General features: G+C 55.4%; 25 protein-coding genes and 1 pseudogene. 23 read left to right on the top strand and 3 right to left on the bottom strand.

Annotated elements, in window-relative coordinates:
* The first annotated feature begins 7 nt into the window (after nucleotides 1-7).
* The 11 genes from rpsI (at nucleotide 8) to recJ (ending at nucleotide 10,322) form a co-directional block, all read left to right on the top strand.
* Nucleotides 8-400 (top strand): 30S ribosomal protein S9, encoded by a 393-nt coding sequence (rpsI, locus tag GSUB_RS10860; protein WP_040200799.1) that lies wholly within the window; start codon nucleotides 8-10, stop codon nucleotides 398-400.
* Nucleotides 401-531: 131 nt separating this feature from the next.
* A complete protein-coding gene (gene argC, locus GSUB_RS10855) occupies nucleotides 532-1,569 on the top strand; it encodes an N-acetyl-gamma-glutamyl-phosphate reductase (RefSeq protein WP_040200798.1) in 1,038 nt (345 codons plus the stop codon).
* Nucleotides 1,570-1,605: 36 nt separating this feature from the next.
* On the top strand, nucleotides 1,606-1,812 hold the full coding sequence (locus GSUB_RS19765) for a DUF6485 family protein (protein ID WP_318025917.1): 207 nt from the start codon (nucleotides 1,606-1,608) through the stop codon (nucleotides 1,810-1,812).
* A gap of 131 nt (nucleotides 1,813-1,943) precedes the next feature.
* Nucleotides 1,944-2,975, top strand: a complete 1,032-nt coding sequence (gene queA / locus GSUB_RS10845; RefSeq protein ID WP_040200796.1) for a tRNA preQ1(34) S-adenosylmethionine ribosyltransferase-isomerase QueA — start codon at nucleotides 1,944-1,946, stop codon at nucleotides 2,973-2,975.
* Nucleotides 2,976-2,995: 20 nt separating this feature from the next.
* On the top strand, nucleotides 2,996-4,114 hold the full coding sequence (gene tgt / locus GSUB_RS10840; RefSeq protein WP_040200794.1) for a tRNA guanosine(34) transglycosylase Tgt: 1,119 nt from the start codon (nucleotides 2,996-2,998) through the stop codon (nucleotides 4,112-4,114).
* 61 nt (nucleotides 4,115-4,175) lie between these two features.
* The gene (yajC, locus tag GSUB_RS10835; RefSeq protein ID WP_040200793.1) at nucleotides 4,176-4,487 is read left to right on the top strand and encodes a preprotein translocase subunit YajC; all 312 of its coding nucleotides are present in this window, start codon (nucleotides 4,176-4,178) and stop codon (nucleotides 4,485-4,487) included.
* 74 nt (nucleotides 4,488-4,561) lie between these two features.
* Complete coding sequence (gene secD, locus GSUB_RS10830) at nucleotides 4,562-6,160, top strand: protein translocase subunit SecD (RefSeq protein ID WP_040200792.1); 1,599 nt, start codon at nucleotides 4,562-4,564, stop codon at nucleotides 6,158-6,160.
* A gap of 13 nt (nucleotides 6,161-6,173) precedes the next feature.
* Nucleotides 6,174-7,115 (top strand): protein translocase subunit SecF, encoded by a 942-nt coding sequence (secF, locus tag GSUB_RS10825; protein ID WP_052464861.1) that lies wholly within the window; start codon nucleotides 6,174-6,176, stop codon nucleotides 7,113-7,115.
* Nucleotides 7,112-7,696 (top strand): tetratricopeptide repeat protein, encoded by a 585-nt coding sequence (locus GSUB_RS10820; protein ID WP_040200791.1) that lies wholly within the window; start codon nucleotides 7,112-7,114, stop codon nucleotides 7,694-7,696. Before secF ends, GSUB_RS10820 begins: the two co-directional genes overlap by 4 nt.
* 38 nt (nucleotides 7,697-7,734) lie before the next feature.
* Nucleotides 7,735-8,613 carry a right-handed parallel beta-helix repeat-containing protein gene (locus GSUB_RS10815; protein WP_040200789.1) on the top strand — a complete coding sequence of 293 codons (879 nt, stop codon included), beginning with the start codon at nucleotides 7,735-7,737 and terminating at the stop codon, nucleotides 8,611-8,613.
* Complete coding sequence (gene recJ, locus GSUB_RS10810; protein ID WP_040200788.1) at nucleotides 8,601-10,322, top strand: single-stranded-DNA-specific exonuclease RecJ; 1,722 nt, start codon at nucleotides 8,601-8,603, stop codon at nucleotides 10,320-10,322. Before GSUB_RS10815 ends, recJ begins: the two co-directional genes overlap by 13 nt.
* A gap of 61 nt (nucleotides 10,323-10,383) precedes the next feature.
* Here the strand turns inward: recJ and GSUB_RS10805 are convergent, their stop codons facing one another.
* Nucleotides 10,384-11,574 carry a pyridoxal phosphate-dependent aminotransferase gene (locus GSUB_RS10805; protein WP_040200787.1) on the bottom strand — a complete coding sequence of 397 codons (1,191 nt, stop codon included), beginning with the start codon at nucleotides 11,572-11,574 and terminating at the stop codon, nucleotides 10,384-10,386.
* A gap of 203 nt (nucleotides 11,575-11,777) precedes the next feature.
* On the opposite strand from GSUB_RS10805, the gene pheA reads away from it, so the two are divergent.
* The 12 genes and pseudogenes from pheA to GSUB_RS18660 all read left to right on the top strand — a co-directional run.
* Nucleotides 11,778-12,854 (top strand): prephenate dehydratase, encoded by a 1,077-nt coding sequence (gene pheA, locus GSUB_RS10800; protein ID WP_040200784.1) that lies wholly within the window; start codon nucleotides 11,778-11,780, stop codon nucleotides 12,852-12,854.
* Complete coding sequence (locus GSUB_RS10795) at nucleotides 12,851-13,735, top strand: prephenate dehydrogenase (RefSeq protein WP_040200783.1); 885 nt, start codon at nucleotides 12,851-12,853, stop codon at nucleotides 13,733-13,735. Before pheA ends, GSUB_RS10795 begins: the two co-directional genes overlap by 4 nt.
* Before the next feature lie 26 nt (nucleotides 13,736-13,761).
* Nucleotides 13,762-15,057 (top strand): 3-phosphoshikimate 1-carboxyvinyltransferase, encoded by a 1,296-nt coding sequence (gene aroA / locus GSUB_RS10790; RefSeq protein WP_040200782.1) that lies wholly within the window; start codon nucleotides 13,762-13,764, stop codon nucleotides 15,055-15,057.
* A 40-nt stretch (nucleotides 15,058-15,097) separates the two neighbouring features.
* Nucleotides 15,098-15,814 carry a (d)CMP kinase gene (gene cmk, locus GSUB_RS10785; protein ID WP_040200780.1) on the top strand — a complete coding sequence of 239 codons (717 nt, stop codon included), beginning with the start codon at nucleotides 15,098-15,100 and terminating at the stop codon, nucleotides 15,812-15,814.
* A complete protein-coding gene (gene ispH / locus GSUB_RS10780; RefSeq protein ID WP_040200779.1) occupies nucleotides 15,811-16,656 on the top strand; it encodes a 4-hydroxy-3-methylbut-2-enyl diphosphate reductase in 846 nt (281 codons plus the stop codon). Before cmk ends, ispH begins: the two co-directional genes overlap by 4 nt.
* A 128-nt stretch (nucleotides 16,657-16,784) precedes the next feature.
* Nucleotides 16,785-18,512, top strand: a complete 1,728-nt coding sequence (locus GSUB_RS10775; protein WP_040200777.1) for a 30S ribosomal protein S1 — start codon at nucleotides 16,785-16,787, stop codon at nucleotides 18,510-18,512.
* Between the two features lie 68 nt (nucleotides 18,513-18,580).
* On the top strand, nucleotides 18,581-19,459 hold the full coding sequence (gene sppA / locus GSUB_RS10770; RefSeq protein ID WP_040200775.1) for a signal peptide peptidase SppA: 879 nt from the start codon (nucleotides 18,581-18,583) through the stop codon (nucleotides 19,457-19,459).
* Between the two features lie 18 nt (nucleotides 19,460-19,477).
* Entirely contained in the window at nucleotides 19,478-19,765 is a 288-nt protein-coding gene (locus tag GSUB_RS10765) for an integration host factor subunit beta (RefSeq protein ID WP_040200774.1), read from the top strand.
* Nucleotides 19,766-19,876: 111 nt separating this feature from the next.
* Nucleotides 19,877-20,161, top strand: a complete 285-nt coding sequence (locus tag GSUB_RS18665; RefSeq protein WP_084211957.1) for a MaoC/PaaZ C-terminal domain-containing protein — start codon at nucleotides 19,877-19,879, stop codon at nucleotides 20,159-20,161.
* A 520-nt stretch (nucleotides 20,162-20,681) separates the two neighbouring features.
* The gene (locus tag GSUB_RS10755; RefSeq protein ID WP_144402002.1) at nucleotides 20,682-21,680 is read left to right on the top strand and encodes an RluA family pseudouridine synthase; all 999 of its coding nucleotides are present in this window, start codon (nucleotides 20,682-20,684) and stop codon (nucleotides 21,678-21,680) included.
* A complete protein-coding gene (lgt, locus tag GSUB_RS10750) occupies nucleotides 21,667-22,449 on the top strand; it encodes a prolipoprotein diacylglyceryl transferase (RefSeq protein ID WP_162483925.1) in 783 nt (260 codons plus the stop codon). Before GSUB_RS10755 ends, lgt begins: the two co-directional genes overlap by 14 nt.
* A pseudogene (locus tag GSUB_RS18660) lies at nucleotides 22,350-22,985 on the top strand (HAD family hydrolase); the annotation flags it as partial. The gene lgt and the pseudogene GSUB_RS18660, both read left to right, overlap by 100 nt.
* Before the next feature lie 48 nt (nucleotides 22,986-23,033).
* On the opposite strand, the gene GSUB_RS10745 reads toward GSUB_RS18660, so the two are convergent.
* Entirely contained in the window at nucleotides 23,034-23,510 is a 477-nt protein-coding gene (locus tag GSUB_RS10745; RefSeq protein WP_040200770.1) for an ATP-binding protein, read from the bottom strand.
* Nucleotides 23,511-23,528: 18 nt separating this feature from the next.
* Nucleotides 23,529-23,864, bottom strand: coding sequence for an STAS domain-containing protein (locus tag GSUB_RS10740; RefSeq protein ID WP_040200769.1), 336 nt, complete (start codon nucleotides 23,862-23,864; stop codon nucleotides 23,529-23,531).
* Between the last annotated feature and the right edge of the window lie 78 nt (nucleotides 23,865-23,942).

The raw sequence follows: 23,942 nt of genomic DNA, 5'->3' as shown, positions 1-23,942 counted from the left end.
TAGATGAATGGCTCAGGAAATGTTTACCGCTACCGGTAAGAGAAAAACTTCCGTGGCCCGGGTGCGTATGCTGCCGGGTGACGGCAAGATCTTTGTTAATAATCGCAGCCTTGATGAGTATTTCGGGCGCGAGACCTCCAAGATGGTTGTCATGCAGCCTCTCGAGTTGACCAGCCATGTCGGCCAGTTCGATATTCATGTCAACGTCAGGGGCGGCGGACCTTCCGGTCAGGCCGGTGCCATCAAGCACGGCATTACGAAAGCGTTGCTCGAGGTCGACTCCGAGTTGCGCGGCGTGCTGAAGAAAGCCGGGTTCATTACCCGTGACAGTCGCGTCAAGGAGCGTAAGAAATACGGTCAGCGTGGTGCGCGGCGGAGCTTCCAGTTCTCCAAACGTTGATCACCGTTTTCGATCCGTTTTTTCAAAGGGAGCCCTATGGGTTCCCTTTTCTTTTATAGGCTGTATGGGACACTGAAAAGAGCAGGAGGAGTCCGCAGACGCTTTTTCTGCTCAATTCACGGAGGTGGGTCATGGTGAAAGTTTCTGTCATGGGAGCCAGTGGATATACAGGCGTCGAACTCGTGCGCCTGCTTCATGCGCATCCCGAAGTGGAAATTGCCTGCGTGACGGCGCGTCAGAACGCCGGGGAAGAGATGGCCTCGCTGTTCCCTTCACTGTTTCGCGAAATCGACCTGGTCTGTGAGGGGGGCGACCCGGCCCGGCCGGCGAAAGAATCAGATATCGTCTTTACCGCGCTCCCTCATCAGGCCGCCATGGAAGTAGTGCCTGGGCTTCTTGAATATGGCAGCCGCGTCGTTGACCTGTCGGCGGACTACCGTCTGCGTGATGTGGATGTCTACAGGCGTTGGTATCAGGAGCATACAAGTGCCGATCTGCTGCCGGAGGCAGTTTACGGATTGCCTGAACTGAACCGGGACCAGGTGCGTTCTGCGCGTCTGGTGGCGAACCCGGGCTGCTATCCGACCAGCGTCGCCCTTGCGCTGAGTCCCCTTCTGCGTGAAAAGCTGATCGACCACCGGACTCTCGTTGCCGACTGCAAATCCGGCACCAGCGGCGCCGGGCGTGCAGCCAAGGTGGGCAGCCTGTTCTGTGAAGTCAACGAAGGGTTCAAGCCGTATGGGGTTGGCGCTCATCGGCATACTCCAGAAATAGAGCAGACGCTGAGTGCGGTTGCGGGAGAGGACGTCCGTTTGACTTTCACGCCGCACCTGCTGCCGATCAACCGGGGTATTCTTTCGACCTGCTATGCTCTCGCGCTTGGTGATGTCGATACCACATCACTGCGCTCGCTTTACCAGCAGACTTATGCGTCCGAACGTTTTGTCAGGCTTTTGCCGCAGGGCTCCTGGCCCAATGTTTCCAATGTTCGCGGCAGTAATTTCTGCGATATCAATCTTATGTTTGATGCACGTACGAATCGGGTCATTGTAGTTGCAGCCATTGACAATCTGGTCAAGGGAGCGGCCGGCCAGGCGGTTCAGAATATGAATCTGATGCTGGGATTTGAGGAGTCGCTCGGGCTCACGCAACTCGCCCTGTTTCCTTGACAGTGGAAAAGCGCCAATCATTGATGTTCAAGGAGAATGATGATGAACGAGTGTGTCGCCAGCCGAACTCTTGAGCATTGCACTTGTACTTATCTTTCCTGTGATAAACGGGGTCATTGCTGCAAGTGCGTGGCATACCACAACCGCAAGGGCGAAATTCCCGGGTGTTTCTTTTCTACTGAAGCCGAACGCACCTATGATCGCTCTTTTGCTCGCCTGGCGCGTGACCGATCCGAAAATTGAGCATCTTTCGCCATGCCGATCGGGGGCCGATTCAAGTTGACTTCGGCATCTGTTTATGGTTGATTAAGACGCTGTATTTTTAGACAAACGGTGGCTCGGGCCGGGTTTGAAATGGTGTAAAAGTCACATTCATGCAGTTGAGTGATTTCAGTTTTGATCTGCCGGACGAGCTGATCGCCCAGCATCCCCACCAGCAACGTGATGGTTCGCGCCTCATGATTCTTGACCGGGGTGCTCTATCGGTGAGTGTCGGACGTTTTGCTGATCTTTCACAATTTTTCCAGGCTGGCGATCTGCTCGTGGTCAACGACACACGGGTGATTCCGGCTCGGCTGCTGGGACACAAGGAGTCGGGCGGGCGCATCGAGGTTTTTCTCTCCCGCCAGGTGCCCTTGCCCGGCACGGTCTGGCAGTGCCTTATGCGCAGCTCGAAAACCCCGCGGCCCGGCACCCGTTTGTTTTTCGATGATAATCTGCGGGGGGTCGTTCTTGAGGGAGATCAGCCGCCGCATCGCCTGATCAGGTTTGAATTCGAGGGTGATTTTTACCAAACTCTCGATCGTGTCGGCCAGGTGCCCCTGCCGCCCTACATCAAGCGGTCGCCAGACGAGGATGACCCGGAGCGCTACCAGACCGTCTTCGGGGCCAATCCGGGGGCGGTAGCTGCACCGACTGCGGGACTGCACTTCACCCGGAAGACGTTTGATGAATTGCAGCGCATCGGGGTCGAGATACACGCTTTAACTCTGCATGTGGGGCTGGGAACCTTTCTCCCCGTACGCGTAGAAAATGTGCTCGAACACCGCATGCATGCCGAGCATTTTCAAGTCAGTCATGAGACTGCTGCTGCGGTCAATCAGGCTCGGAGTGAGGGGCGGCGCATCTTCGCCCTGGGGACGACGACGACACGCGTGCTTGAATATGCCCTCGACGCAAATGGCCGTCTCAGGGCAGGGGAGGGCGCGTCCGATCTTTTTATTTATCCCGGCTTTGAGTTTCGCATGGTCGATGCACTGATTACCAATTTTCATCTTCCGCAGTCGACCCTCCTCATGCTGGTCAGTGCTTTCGCAGGCCGCGATTTTGTGTTGAACGCCTACCGGCAGGCGGTGGCGGAACAATTTCGTTTTTTCAGCTACGGCGACTGCATGCTGATCCTTTGACCTGTATGTGATGGTGAAACTTGATCCCTTTCAGCTTTGATCTTTTACATCAGGATACCCGAACCCAGGCGCGCCGCGGCCGCATTCACACCTCCCGCGGAAAGATCGAGACACCGATCTTCATGCCGGTGGGTACGCAGGCAACGGTGAAGGGACTTCTGCCCGAAGCCCTCAAGGAGGTCGGCGCCCAGATTATTCTGGCCAACACTTATCACCTTTTTCTGCGCCCCGGGCATCAGACTGTTCAGGATCTGGGCGGTCTCCATCGTTTTATGAACTGGGATCGTCCCATTCTGACCGACAGTGGCGGCTTCCAGGTTTTCAGCCTCGGACAGCTGCGCAAGATCAGCGAGGAGGGCGTTCTTTTTCAATCCCACCTTGACGGCAGCACCCATCTGTTGACGCCTGAACTTGCAACCGGCGTTCAGGAGGCCTTGGGTGCCGACATCATCATGGCTTTTGATGAGTGTATCGCCTATCCGTCGCCACGTGATTACGTGCAGCGCTCAACCGACCTTTCCGCTCGTTGGGCGCGCCGTTGCAAAGAAGCTCGCCGCGAGGGAGACGGCTCCGCCCTGTTCGGCATCGTTCAGGGAGGGATGTTCCCGGATCTGCGCCGCAAAAGCTGCGAGGACCTGCTGGAAATCGGTTTTGACGGTTATGCGCTCGGGGGACTTTCGGTTGGTGAGGAGGCTTCTGTAATGTACGATGTCATGGAGGCCACTCTACCCCATCTCCCGCATGACCATCCCCGCTACGTCATGGGGGTGGGGACCCCGGAGAATCTGATCGAGGGGATCAGCCGCGGCGTGGATATGTTCGACTGCGTGATGCCTACCCGAAATGCCCGAAACGGAGTGTTGTTCACTTCTTTCGGCCGCATTTCCATCAAACAGGCACGCTACGCGCGGGATGAGCAGCCGGTTGACCCGGCCTGCGGCTGTTATGTCTGCCGCAACTACAGCAGGGCCTATCTGCGTCATCTCTATCAAAGCGGTGAGATCCTGGCCTCGGTGCTCAACACGCATCACAATATTCATTATTATCTGGATTTGATGGCTTCGGCCCGTTCCGCAATCGAAGCCAACAGTTTTGTAGAGTTTAAACGGGATTTTTATCATCAACGTGCTACGCACTGATTCTGCTTCCATTCAAATTAACCTTTGGGGAAGCGCTTAACTTTATTTATGGAGGATACAGATGGTTTCAGAAGCTTTTGCAATGGCTGGTACCGGCGCCGGACAGCAGGGTAACCCTTATTCCGGGCTGATCATGCTGGTGATCATGTTCGCCATTTTTTATTTTCTGCTGATTCGTCCCCAGCAGAAGCGTGCGAAGCAGCACCGCGAACTTCTTGAATCCCTCAAAGTCGGAGATCCTGTCGTGACTGCCGGAGGTATCCACGGCAAAATTGCCGCTCTGCAGGAATCGGTTGTGACTGTTGAAATCGCCTCAGGTGTAAAAATCAAAGTCAACCGGTCTTCCATCGCGAACAAGCCTGCCGCCCAGTAATCTACCGCCGCGAGATGCCGACCTGCTGCTGAAGGCACCGGATCGGCCGTAATGAAGAAGGAGCGTTGATCGACATGTCCAATAGCCTCAAAATGCGGGGCGCTTTGATCCTGCTGTTGGTGTTGCTTGCCTTTTTTGCCCTGGCTCCTACTTTTTTCGGCTCGGCGCTGCCCCAATGGTGGAATCGCGCCGTTGATCCGATTCACCTGGGTCTCGACCTGCAGGGCGGGATGCATCTGGTCCTTGGTGTGGAAGTGGACAAGGCCGTTGAAAGCCGGATGGACACCCTGCTGGACCAGACCGAGAGCCTGCTGCGCGAAGAAGACATTGTCTTCCGACGGGTTAAGCGTGGTGGCGGCCGGGTTATCTCCGTTGTGGTGTACGACCGAGAGGCTGGAGCCGAAGTCGATGCCGTAATGAAAGAAAATTTCCCGGACCTGGAGGCCCTGACGGTTCAGTCCGAGGGAGGTTATATTGTAAAAAATTTCCGTCTCAGTGACAGAGAAGTGGAAAACATCGAGGATTACGCCTTGAGGCAGGCGCTGGAAACCATGCGAAACCGTGTGGACCAGTTCGGGGTGAGTGAGCCGGTTCTGCAGCGTCAGGCCAACAACCGCATTTTGATTCAATTGCCCGGCGTTGAAGACCCTGAGCGCGCGATCGCCCTGCTGGGCAAGACGGCACGACTTGAATTCAAAATGGTCGCTGAGGATGTCAATCCGCAAGAAGCTGTTCAGGGGAATCTTCCGCCCGGGACGGAACTTCTTTACGAAAAACGGGTCGACCCCCGTACGGGTGCTACGAGTGAATCTCCCCTCGTCGTTGAATCAAAAACTGTGATGACGGGAGACCTTCTCTCCGATGCGCAGGTGCGCATCAGTCCGCAATTCAATGAGCCTTATGTGTCCATTGACTTCAATTCCGTCGGTGCTCGTCGCTTCGATCAGATCACGGCCGCCAACGTCGGCAAGCGTATGGCGATCATTCTGGACGATACTGTCTATTCGGCACCGGTGATCCGGGAACGTATCTCCGGGGGGAGCGCTCAGATCTCCGGTTCCTTTACCGAGCAGGAAGCTACGGATCTCGCCATCGTTCTGCGAGCCGGTTCTTTGCCGGCGCCGGTTAAAATTCTTGAAAATCGAACCGTCGGCCCGTCTCTCGGCCATGACTCCATTCGCCAGGGTATCGTCTCCATCGCTGTGGGGGGGGCATTGGTGGTTGTGGCCATTGCCATCTATTATGGGCTCTCCGGCCTTGTGGCTATTCTTGCCCTGGTGCTCAATCTGGTCTTCATCATGGCGATGCTGACTTTGTTCAAAGCTTCGCTGACCCTCCCAGGGATGGCAGGCATCGTCCTGACGGTCGGGATGGCGGTAGATGCCAATGTCCTGGTCTTCGAGCGGATCAGGGAAGAGCTGCGGATCGGCAAGACGCCGCGTGCCGCCGTTGAATCCGGCTACGGCAAAGCGTTTCTAACGATTATCGATGCCAACGTCACGACCTTGATTGCCGCGCTGGTGCTGTTTCAGTTCGGGACCGGGCCGGTCAAGGGATTTGCCGTAACGCTCTCCATCGGCATTCTGGCATCGCTGTTCACCGCGGTTTTCGTGACCCGCTTCGTGTTCGATTTCATCCTCGATAAGCGCCAGATCAACCGGCTGAGCATATAATAAGGAGCGTTTCATGGAATTGGTCAAGCCTGATGTCAATATAGATTTTATCGGAAAACGCAAAATCGCTCTTTTTGTCAGCCTCGCGATGTTGTTGGTCGGGCTGGCATCGCTGATTGTGAAAGGCGGACCGGACTATGGCATCGATTTTGCCGGCGGGATGATCGTCCAGGTCAAGTTCGATCAGGACACCAACGCGGCTGAGATCAAGAAGGCGCTGGCCGCCACCGGTCTCGACGGCTTGTCCGTGCAGACCTTTGGTGATGAAGACAACGAATTTCTCATCCGTACGCCCACGACTTCATCGGAGGTGGAGGGGCTCAATGTCCAGATCACCTCCGCTCTGGAGGAGGCATTTGGCGCTGAGTCCGCTGATTTGCGGCGCGCTGAGATGGTTGGGCCCCAGGTCGGCAAGGATTTAAGGCAAAAGGGACTGCTGGCAGTTCTCTATGCCATGATCGGAATTCTGATCTATGTCACCTGGCGCTTTGAATTCCGTTTTGCCGTGGGCTCCATTGTTGCACTGCTGCACGATGTGCTGATCACCCTGGGAATCTTCTCCCTGTTCGGCAAAGAGATCGATCTGCCGATCGTGGCCGCATTTCTGGCAATCATCGGGTATTCTCTAAACGATACCATTATTGTTTACGACCGGATCCGCGAGAATATGAACAAGTATAGACGCGAGGGGTTCGCGTCGGTCATCAACCGCAGCATCAACGAAACCCTGTCACGCACCATCATGACGTCGGGAACGACGCTTCTGGTCGTTTTCGCCCTTTTTGTCTTTGGCGGCGGCGTGATTCACAATTTTGCCTTTGCCTTGCTGGTCGGAATTCTGGTCGGCACCTATTCTTCAATTTTTATCGCCAGCCCGCTCATCCTGTTCTGGGATGATTGGCGAAAAGGAAAAGCCGGCTCCGGGTCGGCAAAAGTTCAGGAGGCGGCTCGATGAAAAAAGAAACTCTGGCCTTTGTCATCGTGGCCCTTATTGTGGGCATCCTGCTGGGCGTCCTTTTTTCCCGTGTCGGGGACAAGGGGCCGCGCGCTACGTCCGGAACTGCAACTGCTCCTCCTGCACCGGCAGTCAACTATCAGGAAAACATCAAGACCCTTGAGCAGATCGTGGCGCGGGAACCTGAAAACCGCAATGCGTGGGTTCAACTGGGGCATAATTATTTCGACTCTAATCGCCCCATGGAAGCCATCGAGGCTTACAGCAAGGCTTTGGAGCTCAACGGCAATGATACCGATGTGCTGGTGGATCAGGGGATTATGTTCCGCCGCGTCGGGTGGTTTGACAAGGCGGTTGAAAATTTCAATCGGGCCCTTGATATTAATCCCCGTCATCAGCAGGCGTTGTTCAACCTGGGTGTGGTCTACCGCTACGATCTTCAGGATTACGACAAGGCACGCGAAACCTGGTCCCGTTACCTGGAAATCAATCCTTCCGGGCCGGGTTCCGATCAGATCAGGGCCGAGATGTCGTTTCTTGAAGCGCATCCAACCCCTCCGGCGGGAGCGCCGGCCCAATAGAGACGTTAAGCGGTTTCCGTTCTGACCTGGTATCCTTAATGCGCCTGCAAATCCAATGGGGCACCCTTTGTCTTGGTGCAGCGATCCTTTTACTGATCAGCGGATGTGCCGCGACTCCCGGTTATCAAACCTCCGGTGAAATTGCCGGGGGGAATTTCTGGAAAGGAGACGTTTTTCTGCGCGGAGACATGATTGTCCCGGCCGGAGAGACCCTCACCATTGCCCCCGGAACACGCGTCCAATTCCTTCCCCCTGGCAGGGGGAAGGATTCCTTTACCGACCATCCTTTCTTCCCCGGCAGCGAGTTGATTGTATACGGTCGTGTCGTCGCCGAAGGAACCTCTGAAAATCCCATTATATTTAAGGCTGAAGACAGCCAGGGCCCGCCCGGTTCCTGGGGAGCCATCAATTTCCAGGAGGACAGCTCCGGAAGATTCAGCCACTGCATCCTCACTCAGGCCGACAGCGCCCTGCACAGCCAGAATGCGTCCATGCGCGTCGAGAACTGCTTTTTTTCCCAAAATCTGGTCGCCATTCGCTTCAACCAGACTGATATCCTCATCCGCAACAATCTCATTGCCGACAATCAGACCGGAATTCGTTTTCATTACGGGGCCCCGGAAATCGTGGACAACATTTTCTCAGGCAACGAAAAGGGTATTTTCGTCACCTCTTTCCCGAAGGATTACCGGATCTGCGGAAATACCATCATCGGAAGCCGGCGCTATCATGTCGTTCTCGGGGAAGAAGTTCCCGACGATGTGCACATGAGGAACAACTACTGGGGTTCAGACGATTCGGATGAGATTGAAGCCGGAATGTTTGACGGCCGACGCGTCGAATACATCGGCCGTGTGTTGTTCGAGCCGTTTTTGACATCTCCCAACCCGATTGCAGGGCCCACATGGAACCGGTAACCGACTGCAACTGGCGTCAGCGTGGACAGAGCCCGCCTGAAGAGCGGGTATCCCGTCTGATGTCCGAACTCAACTGCCGAAACCTGACCGCCCAGGTGCTTGCCTCGCGCAGGATGGTCGAACCTTCTGCCGCTGAAGCCTTCCTTTCGCCGCGACTCTCCTCTCTGCCCGATCCGCTGTTGCTTGGTGGTATCGATAAAGCGGTTGAGCGCCTTTGCCTTGCAATCTCCCGTCATGAATTGATCGTGATTCATGGCGATTATGATGTGGATGGAATTACGGCAACGACCTTGCTGATGGAATGCATCAGCGTTATGGGCGGACGGGTTGATTTTCATCTGCCGCTGCGGCTTCAGGAAGGTTATGGATTAAGCGCCGAAGCCATCCGAGAGGCCCATCGCGCCACTGCAGGCGTCATTGTTTCGGTTGATTGCGGAATTTCAGCGCACGGCCCGGCACAGGTCGCAGCCGACCTTGGGCTCGATCTGATCATCACCGATCACCATCAGCCGCCCGAGACGCTTCCTCAGGCCTTCTCCATTGTCAATCCGCATCTCCCCGGCGATTCTTTCCCGTACAAGGAATTGTCCGGGGTAGGAGTCGCGTTCTTTCTCATGCTGGGGCTCAGGCGGGCCCTGCGGGACCGCGGGTGGTTTCAGGAACGCCCGGAGCCCGACCTGCGTCACCAACTCGATCTTGTCGCCCTTGGAAATATTGCCGATATTGTTCCTCTGACCGGCGTCAATCGCGTTCTGACCGCACACGGCCTTGAGCTGATGCGCCGCAATCGCCGCTGCGGAATACAATCACTGAGGGATGTGGCAGGGGTGCGGGAGATCTCCTGCGGGGCCGTCGGCTTCCAGATTGCGCCGCGCCTTAACGCCGCAGGGCGCATCGAGGATGCTGCACTGGGGGTTGAGCTGCTGCTCTGTCAGGAGAATCGAAAGGCCGCACCATTGGCACGCAGGCTTGATGAACTCAATCGGGACCGCCGTCGGATCGAAGAGGACACGTTGACCCAGGCCCTTGAGCATCTTGAGAACGTTGATGGCCGTAACTGCCGGGGGATTGTTCTGGCCGATGAGCGTTGGCACCCAGGTGTCATCGGCATTGTGGCCAGTCGGCTGACGGAGAAATTTCACCGGCCAACGGTGCTGATTGCATTAGATCAGGGTCTTGGCAAGGGATCGGCACGTTCCATCCCTGGATTCCACCTTTATGAAGCATTGTGCAGATGTTCCGATTGGCTCGAGGGGTTCGGCGGACATGCCTGTGCAGCGGGGCTGTCCATCAAGGCTGACAGGATAGAGGATTTTGCCGCGCGGTTCGCCGATCTCGCCCAGGAGCTTGTGACTGAGGAGATGCGGGTCCCCAATCGTGACTATGATGTGGATGGGACTCTGTCTCAACTGGACTTTGAGACGGTGGCCGAATTGACACGCCTGGCGCCTTTCGGCTTCGGCAATCCGGAGCCAGTGCTGCGGGTCAGGCAGGTTCGGGCGTGCAACCTGCGCCCGGTCGGCCGCGAGCATTTGAAACTTTCCCTGCAGCAGGGAAACCGGCGAATTGATGCCATCGCTTTCGGGATGGCGTCACAGGCCGAATTTATGCAAGGGGAACTCGACTTTCTCTGTTCTCCACAGGTCAATACCTGGCAAGGCCGCAGCAACGTGCAGCTTCGTATCCGTGATTTCAGGCCGAGTGCATGAAAAAGCCCCATCCGGTCACCGGATGGGCTTTTTGCGACGGAGTAACTTCTCCAAACCTGGGCTAGTCCTTCACTGTTTCTCGGGCGAGTTTCTCCCATGCCGGCAGGCTTCGCTCAATAATGGAGCGATCGATGCAGTACGCGATGCGGAAATAGCCGGGTGCACCGAAGCCCGAGCCCGGCACCAGCAGGATGTTGTGGTTCTGCGCCTGCTTTACGAACTCAATGTCGTCGGCAAGGGGCGAGCGGGGGAAGAGGTAGAAGCCGCCCTGGGGCTTGACCATTTCAAACCCCATCTTGGAGAGGTGCAGGTACAGGATATCGCGTTTGTCCTGGTACTCCTGAATGTCGACGCTGACATGCTGCAGATGGCTGACCAGGCGCTGCATCAGTGCCGGGGCATTGACAAACCCCAGGACCCGGTTGCAGAAAACCGCGCCTTCGATGAAAAGGTCAACCTCGTTCATCTCCGGGTTGGCGGCCAGATAGCCGATGCGTTCCCCGGGAAGGGCCAGATCCTTGCTGTGCGAGGTCACGATCACGGAATTGCGTACGGCGTTGAAGATACAGGGAACCTCAAGGCCGTCGTAGCTCAGGCGAGCATAGGGTTCGTCCGAAATGACATAGATCTGCCGGTTGAGCTCTTTCTCTTTCTGCTCAAGGATGCGGCCAAGTTGCTCCAACGTGTCCCGGGGATAGATCACCCCGGTCGGATTGTTGGGAGAGTTCAGAATAATTGCGCGGGTTTTGGGGCCGATCGCCGCTTCGATTGCCTCGAGGTCCGGCTGAAAGGTATTTCGGTCGGTCCAGACCTCGACCGGCGTTCCGCCGTGATTGTCGATGTAGAATTTATATTCGACGAAAAAGGGGGCCAGGATAATGACTTCCTCGCCGGGGTTGAGGATGGTCTTCAGAACGACATTGAGGGCGCCCCCCGCACCACAGGTCATGACCACCTGCGAAGGTTTGACCGCCAGATCGCTTTTCTGTACAAGCACCTGCGCCACAGCGGCGCGCGTTTCCTCATATCCTGCGTTGTTCATGTAGCGATGCATACCGGGCTGAGGATTCTGCGCCAGATCGAGAAGTTCCTGCTTGAACGCCTCAGGCGGCTCCACCGAGGGATTACCCAGGGTAAAATCAAAGACATTCTCTTCTCCGAAACGCTGCCGCAGGGCTGCTCCCTGCTCAAACATCCTGCGAATCCAGGACGCGCGATCGATAAACCCCTGAACTTTTTTCGCAATGGCCATTTGAAGATCTCCTGAAAAACAGTTGGGTGTCGCAACTCTTCACGATAGACACCTTTTTGATGAATGTGAATGGCGCAGTTTACCGTTGCTGTCAGGGAGGGTCAAGAGCCGTTGATACAGGCCGGCGGCAGGTGGGGCGATAAGTTGCTTTTTGGTGACGGATAAGCTAAATTGCCTGCTTCAACTCAGACGAGGTGCACGCCATGGCAGATGACAAACTCGACGCGTTGCGGCAGCGGATCGATGCGATCGACGACCGTATTCTGGACCTGCTCAATGAACGGGCCCGGGTCGTGATCGAAGTGGGTGAAACCAAGGCAGGAGAAAAGCGGCAGTTTTATGTCCCAAGCCGCGAACAGGCTATTTATCAGCGCCTGTGCGACGGCAACCCCGGACCCTTTCCCTCCGAAGCCATCCGTCGCGTTTACCGGGAGATCATCTCTGCCTGCCTTTCACTCGAAGAGCCGATGAAAGTTGCCTTTCTCGGCCCCCAGGCCACCTTTACCCATGTGGCGGCCATGCAGCAGTTCGGTCTCAGTGCCCGCCTCGTTCCACTCAAAAGCATCTCCGCCGTATTTGAGGAAGTGGCGCGCGGAAGAGCCCATTACGGGGTGGTGCCGGTGGAGAACTCCAACGAGGGGATCGTCAATCATACCCTTGATATGTTCATGGAGTCTGATCTCAAAGTCAGCAGCGAGATTCTTCTGGAGATTTCTCACGACCTTCTCAATCGCAGCGGACGCCTTGAGGATGTCCGCAAAGTGATTTCGCATCCCCAAGCCCTGGCTCAGTGCCGCAAGTGGTTGGAGGAGACCTTGCCCGATATCCCGCTGGTCGATGTAGGCAGCACCGCCCTGGCGGCACAGATGGCGGCTGAGGATGAAACGGCTGCCGCCATCGCCAGCGAGATGGCCGCATCGCTCTACGGGCTCAAGGTCGCCAAACAGAAAATTGCCGACAACCCCAGCAATTTCACTCGTTTTCTCGTTGTCGGCCGTCACACACCTGAGCGCAGTGGGCAGGACAAAACCTCGATTATGTTCAGCGTCAAAGATCAGCCCGGCATCCTCTATCGTATGCTCGAGCCCTTCCACAAGCGGCAGATCAACCTGAGCAAGATTGAAAGCAGGCCTCTGAAGTCAAAAGCCTGGGAATATATCTTTTTCCTTGATCTCGACGGCCATATTGCGGACGACTCGGTGCGCCAGGCGGTGGAGGAACTGCGCCCCTACTGTCAGTTTCTGAAAGTTCTCGGTTCTTATCCCAAGGCGGCTCGATGAATAAAGCACAGACCCAATCGGATTTTTTCATACCACGTCTTGCCGTAATCGGTGTCGGCCTGATCGGCGGATCCCTGGCGCTGGCATTGCGTGAGGCCGGTGCTGTCGGCGAAATTGTCGGTATCGGCCGCGGCCTGGAAAATCTGCAGAAAGCTCTTGATCTGGGGATTGTCGATCGGATCACCCAGGATGCAGCAGAGGGTTGCCGCGACGCCGATGTGGTCTTTCTTGCCACACCGGTGCGCACTCTTGCCGATGTGGCTGCTGCGATCATTCCGTCTCTTAAGCCCGGCGCCATTCTGACCGATGGCGGCAGCGTCAAGGCCCAGGTGGCGCAGGAGATTGAACCCCTGCTGCGCGACGATGTTTTCCTGGTGCCTGGCCACCCCATTGCCGGGACGGAGAAAAGCGGCGCTGAAGCGGCATTTGCGACTCTTTACCAGGGACGGCGCTGCATTCTGACCCCGACCAAGAGCACGGATCAGGAAGCCTTGCTTTTCATCCAACGGATGTGGGCGACCGTCGGCAGTGAAGTGGTTCTGATGGATGTGACCAAGCACGACAGGGTGTTGGCCGCCATCAGTCATCTGCCGCACATGGTGGCGTATTCCCTGGTGAATGCCGTCGGCTCCTATGATCGTTACGAGGAAAATATCCTCGAGTATTCGGCGGGCGGATTCCGCGATTTTACCCGGATTGCCTCTTCGGATCCCACCATGTGGCGTGATATCGCCTTGACCAATCGCGATGCGCTGATCGAGATGATGGAACGTTTTGAGCGCTTTTTCGGTGAGCTTAAGGAGGATGTCCGCCAGGGTGACGATGGAAAGTTGTTTGACTTCTTCCAGCGTTCAAAGCAGATGCGGGACGAAATTCTGTGAGCGGCCGGATTGAGGGGAGTAATTCGATGATTGAGAGACAGGAAATAGTTTCCGGCCAGGGACTGCGCGGTGAAATCAGGGTGCCGGGCGATAAGTCCATTTCCCACAGGTCCATCATGCTGGGATCGCTGGCTGACGGCACGACACGGGTCGAAGGTTTTCTGGCCGGAGAAGATAATATGGCGACCCTGCAGGCCTTTGAGACCATGGGAATCAAAATTTGCCGCTGCCGGGACGGCATTCTGGAAATCCACGGCAAGGGTCTTGACGGTCTGACAGAACCCGAGGATGTGATCGATTGCGGCAACTCCGGAACTACCATGCGTCTGATGACGGGATTGCTCGCGGCTCAGCGGTTTTTTTCGGTTCTTACAGGTGACCGGTATCTGCGCCGGAGACCGATGAAACGGGTGGTCGAACCGCTGTCCGGTATGGGGGCCCGTATCTGGGGGCGCGAGCAGGGTGAAAAAGCCCCCCTGGCCATTCAGGGAACCCATCTGCAGGGAACGACCTACCGCTCTTCTGTCGCAAGCGCCCAGGTCAAATCCGCTCTGCTGCTGGCCGGCCTTTATGCCGAAGGCCCAACCACCGTCTATGAGCCGCATCTGTCCCGGGATCACAGCGAACGGATGCTGTCCTTTTTCGGTGCCCATGTTGCACCCATTGATGGCGGTGTGCGCATAGAGCCCCGTCCGCACCTGGAAGGGCGTGAGGTTTTTGTGCCGGGCGATATCTCGTCGGCCGCTTTTTTTCTGGTTGCCGCGCTGGTGACGCCATCCTCCGAACTTCTGATTCGCAACGTAGGTGTCAATCCCACCCGCAGCGGCATCATTGATATCCTGCAGAAAATGGGGGGAGATCTCGAGTTGACCTCTCCGCGGACCCTGTCCGGCGAACCGGTGGCGGATATCCTTGTGCGTTCCAGCCGCCTGAAAGGAATTGAGATCGGCGGCGAACTCGTACCCCGTGCTATTGACGAATTCCCGGTGATTGCGGTGGCGGCCGCTTTTGCCGAGGGCGTGACCACCATTCGCGATGCCCGTGAACTGCGGGTCAAAGAGACCGACCGCATTGCTGCAATGGTCAAAGGGCTTGGCTCTCTTGGGGCATGCATCGAAGCTCTTGAGGACGGTATGCGCATAGAGGGACGTGAAGCATTGGACGGGGGAGGGGAGGTCGATTCCTGCGGCGATCATCGTATCGCCATGAGTCTTGCGGTCGCTGCCCTGCGATCCAGGTCGCCGGTCACCATCTGCGATACGGCCTGTACGGCAACTTCTTTTCCCGGATTCTGGCAACTGCTCGAACAGGTTCGAGGGTAACTCCCGCGGACCTGATCCCGACTATTTATACAGGTTAAAGATGAAGAAGACTCCTGACAGTTTTCCCATTGTCGCCATCGACGGTCCCTCGGGAGCCGGTAAAAGCACCATCAGCCGAATGCTTGCACGGCGGTTGAATTTCACTCATATCGACACCGGTGCCATGTATCGCTGTATCGCCCTGGCCGCTTTGCGCCGGGGGATTGACCCTGAAGACGAAGCTGCACTTGCAGAGCTGTGTGAACGGGTTAAGATAGATTTCAAACGCCAGGATGGGCAGCAGCGAGTCATTCTTGATGGAGAGGATGTCAGCGGGGAGATCCGTACCCCGGCTGTGAGTCTGCTGACCTCGCGGGTCTCTTCCGTTGCTGCGGTGCGAGAAAAGATGGTGGCCATGCAGAGGGAGATGGGGCGCGAGGGCGGTGTCGTGCTCGAAGGGCGTGATATCGGCAGCGTTGTGTTTCCCGACGCCGGGATTAAATTTTTTCTTACCGCCTCGGCGCAGGAAAGGGGCGCTCGGCGTTATCGCGAATTGCGTGAACAGGGCCATGAAGTGGATCTGCAGCAGACAATCGACGAGGTTATCTCCCGCGATCAGGCTGACAGCTCCCGGCAGCATTCTCCGCTGACCCAGGCTGAGGACGCCATTCTGGTGGATTCCACCGACATGACCATTGAACAGGTGGTTGAGATGATGGCCCGGCGGGTTCGCTCTCTCGACAGGGATTCCGGATGCCTGCAGGGAGAAAGCGTATGAAAATTCTGCTCGCCCGCAGCGCCGGTTTCTGTTTCGGCGTCAAGCGTGCTACCCAGATGGCGTTTGAAGCGGCAGATTCGCATGACGGCATCTGTTCACTTGGGCCGATTATTCATTCGCCCCAGCTGGTCAAGCGACTTGAGGAAAAAGGGGTCGAAGTCGTGCGCGATGTGGACGAGATCCGGCACGGTGCGGTCATCATCCGGTCTCACGGTGTGACCAGCGGCGAGTTGGCGGATATCTCCGATCGTGGCCTGGAAACCGTTGATGCAACCTGCCCGTTTGTAAAAAGCGCCCAGGACCGTGCTGCGCGTCTGGCCCGTGACGGCTACACGGTCGTCATCGTCGGCGAAAATGAGCACCCCGAAGTGCAGGGGATTGTTTCTTATGCAGAGGGCGCTGAGGTTGTTGTGGTCGGCACCCGCGAGGATGCCGCCCGCATCCCCGCCCGGAAGCGGATTGGAGTGGTTGCGCAGACCACACAGTCGCTGGACAACCTGCGTGATGTCGCCGGGGCATGCCTTGATAAATGCCAGGAATTGCGTGTTTTTAATACGATCTGCGATGCCACCAGCGTTCGCCAGGAAGAAGCACGGGAACTTGCCCGCAAAAGTGACCTGGTCCTGGTCATCGGAGGGTTCAACAGCGCCAACACTACGCGCCTGGCGCAGCTCTGCCGAGAGATTCAGCCGCGGGTTCATCATGTCGAAACCGCCGACCAGCTTGAGCCTCAATGGTTCAAAGGTGTTGAAACCGTTGGCCTGACGGCTGGCGCCTCAACGCCTGGTTGGTTGATTGATGAAGTCATTCGTAAAGTCGAAGGGATGTCCAGAGAATCCTGAGCTTTCTCTTGATTAAAATAAGAGTTTGTTTTTTGGGTGGCTTTGTGATATTTTCCCTTCCTATTATCCAGCAACAAAGGAAAACCTGCCGGAAGGCGGCAGGAAAATCGCTAGGGGGAACCGCTTTAATGGTCGAAAACAAGGAAACGATTAACCAGGAAGAAGAAGATTTCATCGAGAACGACGAAGATATGGAGAGCTTCGCCGAGCTTCTCGATAGCACCCACAAGGCACTCAAGCCCGGTGAGGTTGTCAAGGGAACCGTTGTTCAGCGTACTCCGGATTCGGTCGTGGTCGATGTCGGCTACAAATCCGAAGGGATTATACCGCTTGTCGAATTCGGCGAGGATGCTGACAAAGTCGATGTCGACTACGAGTTCGACGTGCTGTTTGAAGGCACCGACAATGAAACGGGGCTTGTAAGGCTGTCCAAACGCAAGGCTGACCAGCAGAAAGTCTGGAACGGCCTGGAAGAGGAAGCCATTGTCGAGGGGCGGATCGTTTCCCGGATCAAAGGCGGTCTTTCTGTCGATATCGGAGTCAACGCATTCCTTCCCGGCTCCCAGGTGGACCTGCGTCCCGTACGCAATCTGGAGAAGCTGATCGGGGAAACTTTCGAATTCAAGATTATCAAGCTCAACAAGCGTCGCGGCAATATCGTGTTGTCCCGCCGGGTCCTTCTTGAAGACGAGCGCGAGCGCATGCGTGGTGAAACGCTCGAGAATCTCGAAGAAAGCAAGGTGGTTGAAGGTATCGTCAAGAACCTCACCGATTACGGCGCGTTTATCGATCTCGGCGGCATTGATGGGTTGCTGCACATTACCGATATGTCCTGGGGGCGGGTCAATCACCCCTCCGACATTCTGGCCGTGGGCGACAAGATCAATGTCAAGGTGCTCAAGTACGACCAGGAGAAAGAGCGCGTTTCTCTGGGTCTCAAGCAGATTACGCCTGACCCCTGGGAGTCCGCTGCGGACAAATTCCCGGTGGGCGAGCGCGTCAAAGGCAAGGTCGTCAGTCTTACCGATTACGGCGCATTTGTCGAACTTGAAGAGGGTGTCGAAGGGCTTATCCATGTCTCCGAAATGAGCTGGACCAAGCGCATCAAGCATCCCAACAAGCTGCTCAATATCGGTGATGAGGTTGAATCGGTCGTTCTTGCGGTCGACGCTGACAATCGTCGCATCTCCCTGGGGCTCAAGCAGATCGAACCCAACCCCTGGGATGTCATCGGTGAGAAATTTCCGGTGGGCACCATTATCGAAGGCCAAGTCAAGAATATCACTGATTTCGGTATTTTTGTCGGTGTCGATGAAGGAATCGACGGGCTTGTGCATATTTCGGACCTGTCATGGGTCAAGCGCATCAAGCACCCCTCCGAAGTCTTCAAGAAGGGTGACACCGTCAAGGCAGTGGTGCTCAATATCGATCGTGAAAATGAGCGCTTCTCTCTGGGGATCAAGCAGCTGGCATCCGACCCCTGGGAGACCATCCCGCAGCGTTACCGCCCCGGCACCATCGTCAAGGGCAAAGTGACCTCGGTGACGGACTTCGGCATCTTCCTTGAGATCGAAGAAGGGATCGAGGGGCTGATTCACGTTTCCGAAATCAGCAAGGATAAGATCGATTCACCCAAGAGCTTTGCCAACGTTGGAGACGAGCTTGAAGCTGTCGTTCTCAACGTGGACAATGACGATCGCAAGATCGGCCTGTCCATCAAAAAGCTCTCCGATCAGAAAGAAAAAGCTGAAGTCGATGCCTTCCTCGGTGCTCAGCGTGAAGCAACTTCCAGCCTTGGCGAATTGCTTCAAGGGGCAATGAAGAACAGAACTCCCGACGAAGACCAGAACGACTAAGTTTTCTCGGATACCACCCACGGGCCCTCGAATACCTATTCGAGGGCCCGAATTTCATCCGAAACCACATGAATAAAAAACGCCCCTTTTTGATGGCGCTCGCTACATTCGGCGCCATTTTCATTGTCTTTTTTATCCTGATTCTGGTGTTTACTCACCTGACAGGACGATCCATACCTTTTCCGTCAGGGGACCGCATCGGTGTGGTCCAGGTCCTGGGGCCGATCGTTTCTTCAGACAAACTCAATCGTGACCTTATACGTTTTCGAGAAGACCCCTCCATCAAGGCTATTGTACTGCGCGTTGATTCACCGGGGGGCGGAGTAGGGCCTTCCCAGGAAATTCACGATGAGGTCGCGAAAACCGTCAAAGAAAAGCCTGTCGTTGTCTCCATGGCCTCTGTCGCTGCATCCGGCGGATACTACATCGCAGCGCCTGCCAGCTCCATTGTCGCCAATCCCGGCAGCATTACGGGCAGTATCGGCGTGATTATGGAGTTCACCAATATCGAGGATCTTCTCGACAAGGTCGGCTTGAAAACCAACGTGATCAAAAGCGGCCCTCATAAAGACATTGGCTCTCCGGTACGACCTATGGACGAATCTGATCGGGTTATTCTTCAAAATCTTATTCAAGACGTTCATAATCAGTTTATTGATGCCGTTGCCGAAGGACGGGACATGGAGCGCACGGTGGCGGCGCAATTGGCAGATGGGCGGATCTATACCGGAAAACAGGCTTTAGATCTCGGGTTGATTGATCGACTCGGTAATCTTCAGGTTGCCGTTGATCTTGCGGCGGAACTTTCCGGTGTTGAGGGCGAGCCGCAACTGGTTTACCCTGAAAAAGAAAAACCACGACTGGTCGAATTTCTCATCCAGGAAACCATGGGACAATTGCGGCAGGAAATTTTTCCTGGATTGCAGTACCGATGGAATGGCCTTTAAAGTTAGGAGGTTTGCAGCATGACAAAAAGTGAGCTGATTGAGCAGTTGTCCGTTGTGAATACCATGTTGAGTAAAAAAGAGGCGGAACTGGTCATCAACACCATTTTCGATAGTATCAGCGATGCTCTGATCGACGGAGATCGGGTGGAGATCCGGGGGTTCGGGTCATTCACGATTCGTGAGCGAGATGCACGCGAGGCGAGAAATCCCAAGAGCGGCGACCTGGTTAAAATTCCGCCGAAAAAAACGCCCTTCTTTAAAACCGGAAAAGAGCTGCGTGAACGCGTCAACAACGGTGCCTGTTGAGCGATCGGGGATGCGGGCCAATCTCACTTAAAGATTGATCCTTCGCTGGTAGGGGAGCCTCTTGAGGTTGGTGAAGGTACCGCGGTTGCTCAGCTGGTTACCCAGCCCGTCATGGCGGCTGATGAACGTGACCTGGTTCACGGTGGATTTACCTTTGGTCTGGCCGATTATGCCGCCATGTTGGCTGTCAATGACCCCAATGTCGTGCTCGGCGCTGCCCAGGTTCGTTTCACTGGTCCGGTCAAGGTCGGGGAAGCTCTCGTGGCCAGGGCAGAGGTTCAGCTTGCCGAGGATAAAAAACGGCAGGTTGAATGTTCCGTCTCGGTTGGTGATCAAAAGGTTTTTCAGGGCACCTTCACCTGCTTTATCCTCGGTCATCACATTTTTGATCAATGACTCCAGTTTTTTTGCAGATAAAAAAGCCCCGTGGTGCATAACACCCGGGGCTTTTTTCAATACAGCAATCGGCAAGGATACCATGGCTCACGCTTTTTCGACCGCCGACCTCGGGTTCATTCAAGCTGACATCAGATGCTCGCTGCGGACCACCGTATGTACGAGCTTGTTGACTCCTGGGTCGATATGGCACGCGGTTTCGTCCTTACGGATCGGATCGTTGGACCATGCCTCGCCGATTGCCTGACTGTCTCCGGAATAAAGAAAGCAAGCTTCGAATTGCGACCTTGACCTTTAAAAGCATTCAACCGAAGGGCCACTTCAGGCGTCCCGCTACGGGGCGGGCTGGCTCACCATGACCTTGCGTCCGGTCGTTGTTTCGGCTTATGTTGGTCGCTGCTGCAAAGAGGCTTTCCCTCATTCCAGAAACAATTTCAAAGAGCGTTTGCTTTTATGAATATCACGCTTGAAGGGGCTGTCAAGCGTCAGGGTTCTTTTTTTGGTGTGGAAGGATTTTATTTTGAGTGGCAATCTTCGTCGCCTTTATCGTCTCGTTGTTTCCGATGATAATGACGGGATGCGAATCGATCAGTTTCTGGCCGCGGTTATCGACGATTTTTCGCGTTCCCATGCACGCAAAATCCTCGATCTTGGCGGGGTGCATATCTCCGGTCGCCGCAGTCGCCGCTGCTCCTATACCGTACGGGCAGGGGACGCCATAGAAGTTCACCTGGATGGTCTGCCTCTCGAGCCTTTTGTGCTCAGCGATAGCCATCTTCTTTACCGCGACCCTTATCTGCTGGCGATTAATAAACCCTCGGGGGTCGATACGCAGCCCACTCATGCCCGTTACAAGGGGACGCTTTATGAAGCGATCAAAAATTTTCTGCATGATCCCAGGCGCCCCCGCCACGATCCTGAACTCGGGATGGCGCAGCGCCTGGACCGGGATACGTCCGGTGTCCTTGTTTTCTCCATTCACCGCCGTGCTCACAAAGGATTGACCCTGGCAGTGCGGGAGCGTGAAGTCAAAAAAGTCTATCTGGCCCTGGTTCATGGTGTGCCTTCTCAACAGGACGGTACAATCCACTCCATGCTCGCGCGATCGCGGCGCGACAACCTTGTTCGCTCAGTACCCAAAGGGGGCAAGGATGCCTTGACCCATTTCCGGGTTGTACAAACCTGGCCTGCCGCCGACTGTGCTCTGCTCGCAGTGACCATTCCCACCGGTCGGTCTCATCAGATACGCGCTCATCTGACTGAAAAAGGGCATCCGCTGGTCGGAGACGTGCGCTACGGCGGGTCTTCATTGCTTTCCGGCAGGGAGGTTCCCCGCCAGATGCTGCATTCCTGGCGATTGCAGGTCGTCCATCCGGTGGAGGCAAACCTCCTGTCTCTGGTGGCACCAGTTCATCCCGATATGACTTCTCTGGTAAATTTTCTCGATGAAGAGTCTTTCGGGGATGCCCGAACCATGCAAAAGCTTGAAATGGATGATACCCATGTTGACTTATCCTGATATCGATCCGGTTATTTTTGAAATCGGCCCACTGGCAGTGCGCTGGTACGGACTGATGTATCTTCTCGGATTCGCGTGCGCTTATTTTCTGATTCTTCACCTCAGCCGCAGGCGCGGCCTGTCTTTGTCCAAAGACGGGGTGAGCGATCTTCTTTTTTATTGCGTCGTCGGTGTTATCCTTGGTGGGCGTCTTGGTTACGTTCTCTTTTATAATCTCGCATTCTACCTGGAACATCCCCTGGAAATTTTTTCTGTCTGGGAAGGAGGGATGAGTTTTCATGGCGGATTGCTCGGGGTCGTTGTCGCCGCGCTTTTTTTTATCCGACGGCGTGATCTTCCTTTTCTGCTCACCGCCGATATTCTTGTGACTTCCGCTGCCCCCGGGCTCGGCTTCGGCCGCATGGGCAACTTTATAAATGCGGAACTCTGGGGAAGGGTCACCGATGTCCCCTGGGGGATGGTCTTCCCAGGCGCTGGTGCGCTGCCGCGGCACCCCAGCCAACTGTATGAAGCCATTCTGGAAGGGGCTGTTCTTTTTGCCATCCTTTACGGGTTGCATCGCAAAAAAGTTTCTGCAGGGCTCCCGCTCTTCGCATTTCTAATGCTCTATGGCGGGTTCAGATTCCTGGTGGAATTTTTCCGTGAGCCGGACATGCATCTTGGATTCTTATGGGGTGGGGCGACCATGGGACAATTGCTGTCCGTACCGATGATGCTTGTTGGCCTCGGCGGAATATTGTGGCTCTTGCAGCAGCAAAGGAAAATGTGATGACCGAGCTACAGACAATCGTTTTTGACTGTGATGGCGTTCTGTTTGAAAGCAAACAGGCCAACCTTGCCTACTACAATACGATTCTTGAGCATTTCGGGGTGGCTCCGATCACTGCTGACGACCAGAGTAAAAGCACCCTTTGCCATACCGCTTCAAGCGATCAGGTTCTTAAGGAGTTGCTGGGGGCGGATCACGCAGGGGAGGCTTTGGCTTACGCCGCCACCTTGGATTACAGGCAATTTATTCCATATCTGACGATGGAACCCGGTCTCGCCGAGGCGCTGGAGGAATTGGCTGTCGATTTTTCGCTGGCATTAGCCACCAACCGCGGGCTGAGTGCCTTCGATCTGCTGAGCCATTTCGGTGTGCGGCAGTATTTTTCTACGGTGGTTACGAGGAAAGATGTCGCGTACCCTAAGCCCTGGCCGGATGTACTGCATGAGGTCGGCCGTCGTCTTGACCGCCAGGCCCATGAGATGCTCTTTGTGGGAGACTCGTCGCTTGATTTAGACGCCGTCAGAAGAGCGCGGGTCTCGTTTGTTGCCTACAAAGGTGATTTCGGCAGCAACCAGCGGGTGGCGTCACATGCCGAACTGGTTTGTCTGATCCATCGTTTGCGGGATAAAGAAATTACCCCCCAGTGCCTTGACCATTTCAAGCACATGTCCGCCGTTGTATTTACGGTAGGTTACGCTGTCCATCAGGGTGTGAATAATGAACACGCCGCGCCCGTGTTCTTCGAGACAGCGAAACTTTGGCGTCGGAATCGTGCTGATGTCGAAACCCTGTCCCTGATCGTACACCTTTATGGACAGAATGTTGTCCAGGATGCTGATGGTGATGTGGACTTCTTTGCTTGGGTCGCCTTCATGGGCATGCCGGATGGCGTTGGTCATGGATTCGGTCAACACCAGATTGATGTGATAGGCAAGCTCCTCCCGATCTCCCTTGTACTTCTTGAGTGTTCGGGCAATGTCCTCGCCGATTTTCCCGATGAGGCTCAGGTATCGGGTCTGGTTGGGGACTTTGATGTCCACCTCGATCTGTTCGTCTCTCATAGGGCCCCCGAAAGACCGTTAGAAACTCGCCAGAGCTTCGTCAACACCCGAGAAGATTTCAAAAACGCGATGCAGGCGGGTCAGTTCGAACATGGATTTGACCTGCGGCTGCAGACCACACAGTTTCAAATTGCCATTGCGGGCGCTGGCGTTTTTAAAACCGGAAACAAGGGCGCCAAGTCCCGACGAGTCAATGAAGCGCACATCCTGCAGATCGATTACAATGTGGTTCTTGCCTTCTTCAAAAAGGCTCAGCATCTGATTTTTAAGCTCGCCGCTGTTATGGGCATCAAGACGCTCTTCCTTGACAAGCATGAGGACCACATCATCTTTTTCCTCGATTTTCAAAACCATGTTGCATCTCCTTTACTTATTCATCATGTCATTGAATAGGAATCCAAGTTAATTTCGCTCAATCCCAACAATATCATA

This window comes from Geoalkalibacter subterraneus, assembly GCF_000827125.1.
Lineage (GTDB): Bacteria > Desulfobacterota > Desulfuromonadia > Desulfuromonadales > Geoalkalibacteraceae > Geoalkalibacter_A > Geoalkalibacter_A subterraneus.
This window is presented reverse-complemented; position numbering and strand designations above follow the sequence as displayed.

What these genes read in the sequence shown, in the direction of transcription:
- secD (WP_040200792.1), top strand. Translation starts at nt 4,562, where the DNA reads ATGTCCAATAGCCTCAAAATGCGGGGCGCTTTGATCCTGCTGTTGGTG.
- GSUB_RS10815 (WP_040200789.1), top strand. Translation starts at nt 7,735, where the DNA reads ATGCGCCTGCAAATCCAATGGGGCACCCTTTGTCTTGGTGCAGCGATC.
- GSUB_RS10805 (WP_040200787.1), bottom strand. Translation starts at nt 11,574, where the DNA reads ATGGCCATTGCGAAAAAAGTTCAGGGGTTTATCGATCGCGCGTCCTGG.
- pheA (WP_040200784.1), top strand. Translation starts at nt 11,778, where the DNA reads ATGGCAGATGACAAACTCGACGCGTTGCGGCAGCGGATCGATGCGATC.
- recJ (WP_040200788.1), top strand. Translation starts at nt 8,601, where the DNA reads ATGGAACCGGTAACCGACTGCAACTGGCGTCAGCGTGGACAGAGCCCG.
- argC (WP_040200798.1), top strand. Translation starts at nt 532, where the DNA reads ATGGTGAAAGTTTCTGTCATGGGAGCCAGTGGATATACAGGCGTCGAA.
- secF (WP_052464861.1), top strand. Translation starts at nt 6,174, where the DNA reads ATGGAATTGGTCAAGCCTGATGTCAATATAGATTTTATCGGAAAACGC.
- sppA (WP_040200775.1), top strand. Translation starts at nt 18,581, where the DNA reads ATGAATAAAAAACGCCCCTTTTTGATGGCGCTCGCTACATTCGGCGCC.
- GSUB_RS19765 (WP_318025917.1), top strand. Translation starts at nt 1,606, where the DNA reads ATGATGATGAACGAGTGTGTCGCCAGCCGAACTCTTGAGCATTGCACT.
- GSUB_RS10820 (WP_040200791.1), top strand. Translation starts at nt 7,112, where the DNA reads ATGAAAAAAGAAACTCTGGCCTTTGTCATCGTGGCCCTTATTGTGGGC.
- GSUB_RS18665 (WP_084211957.1), top strand. Translation starts at nt 19,877, where the DNA reads ATGGCGGCTGATGAACGTGACCTGGTTCACGGTGGATTTACCTTTGGT.
- cmk (WP_040200780.1), top strand. Translation starts at nt 15,098, where the DNA reads ATGAAGAAGACTCCTGACAGTTTTCCCATTGTCGCCATCGACGGTCCC.
- GSUB_RS10745 (WP_040200770.1), bottom strand. Translation starts at nt 23,510, where the DNA reads ATGAGAGACGAACAGATCGAGGTGGACATCAAAGTCCCCAACCAGACC.
- yajC (WP_040200793.1), top strand. Translation starts at nt 4,176, where the DNA reads ATGGTTTCAGAAGCTTTTGCAATGGCTGGTACCGGCGCCGGACAGCAG.
- GSUB_RS10795 (WP_040200783.1), top strand. Translation starts at nt 12,851, where the DNA reads ATGAATAAAGCACAGACCCAATCGGATTTTTTCATACCACGTCTTGCC.
- aroA (WP_040200782.1), top strand. Translation starts at nt 13,762, where the DNA reads ATGATTGAGAGACAGGAAATAGTTTCCGGCCAGGGACTGCGCGGTGAA.
- rpsI (WP_040200799.1), top strand. Translation starts at nt 8, where the DNA reads ATGGCTCAGGAAATGTTTACCGCTACCGGTAAGAGAAAAACTTCCGTG.
- GSUB_RS10765 (WP_040200774.1), top strand. Translation starts at nt 19,478, where the DNA reads ATGACAAAAAGTGAGCTGATTGAGCAGTTGTCCGTTGTGAATACCATG.
- queA (WP_040200796.1), top strand. Translation starts at nt 1,944, where the DNA reads ATGCAGTTGAGTGATTTCAGTTTTGATCTGCCGGACGAGCTGATCGCC.
- ispH (WP_040200779.1), top strand. Translation starts at nt 15,811, where the DNA reads ATGAAAATTCTGCTCGCCCGCAGCGCCGGTTTCTGTTTCGGCGTCAAG.
- GSUB_RS10740 (WP_040200769.1), bottom strand. Translation starts at nt 23,864, where the DNA reads ATGGTTTTGAAAATCGAGGAAAAAGATGATGTGGTCCTCATGCTTGTC.
- GSUB_RS10775 (WP_040200777.1), top strand. Translation starts at nt 16,785, where the DNA reads ATGGTCGAAAACAAGGAAACGATTAACCAGGAAGAAGAAGATTTCATC.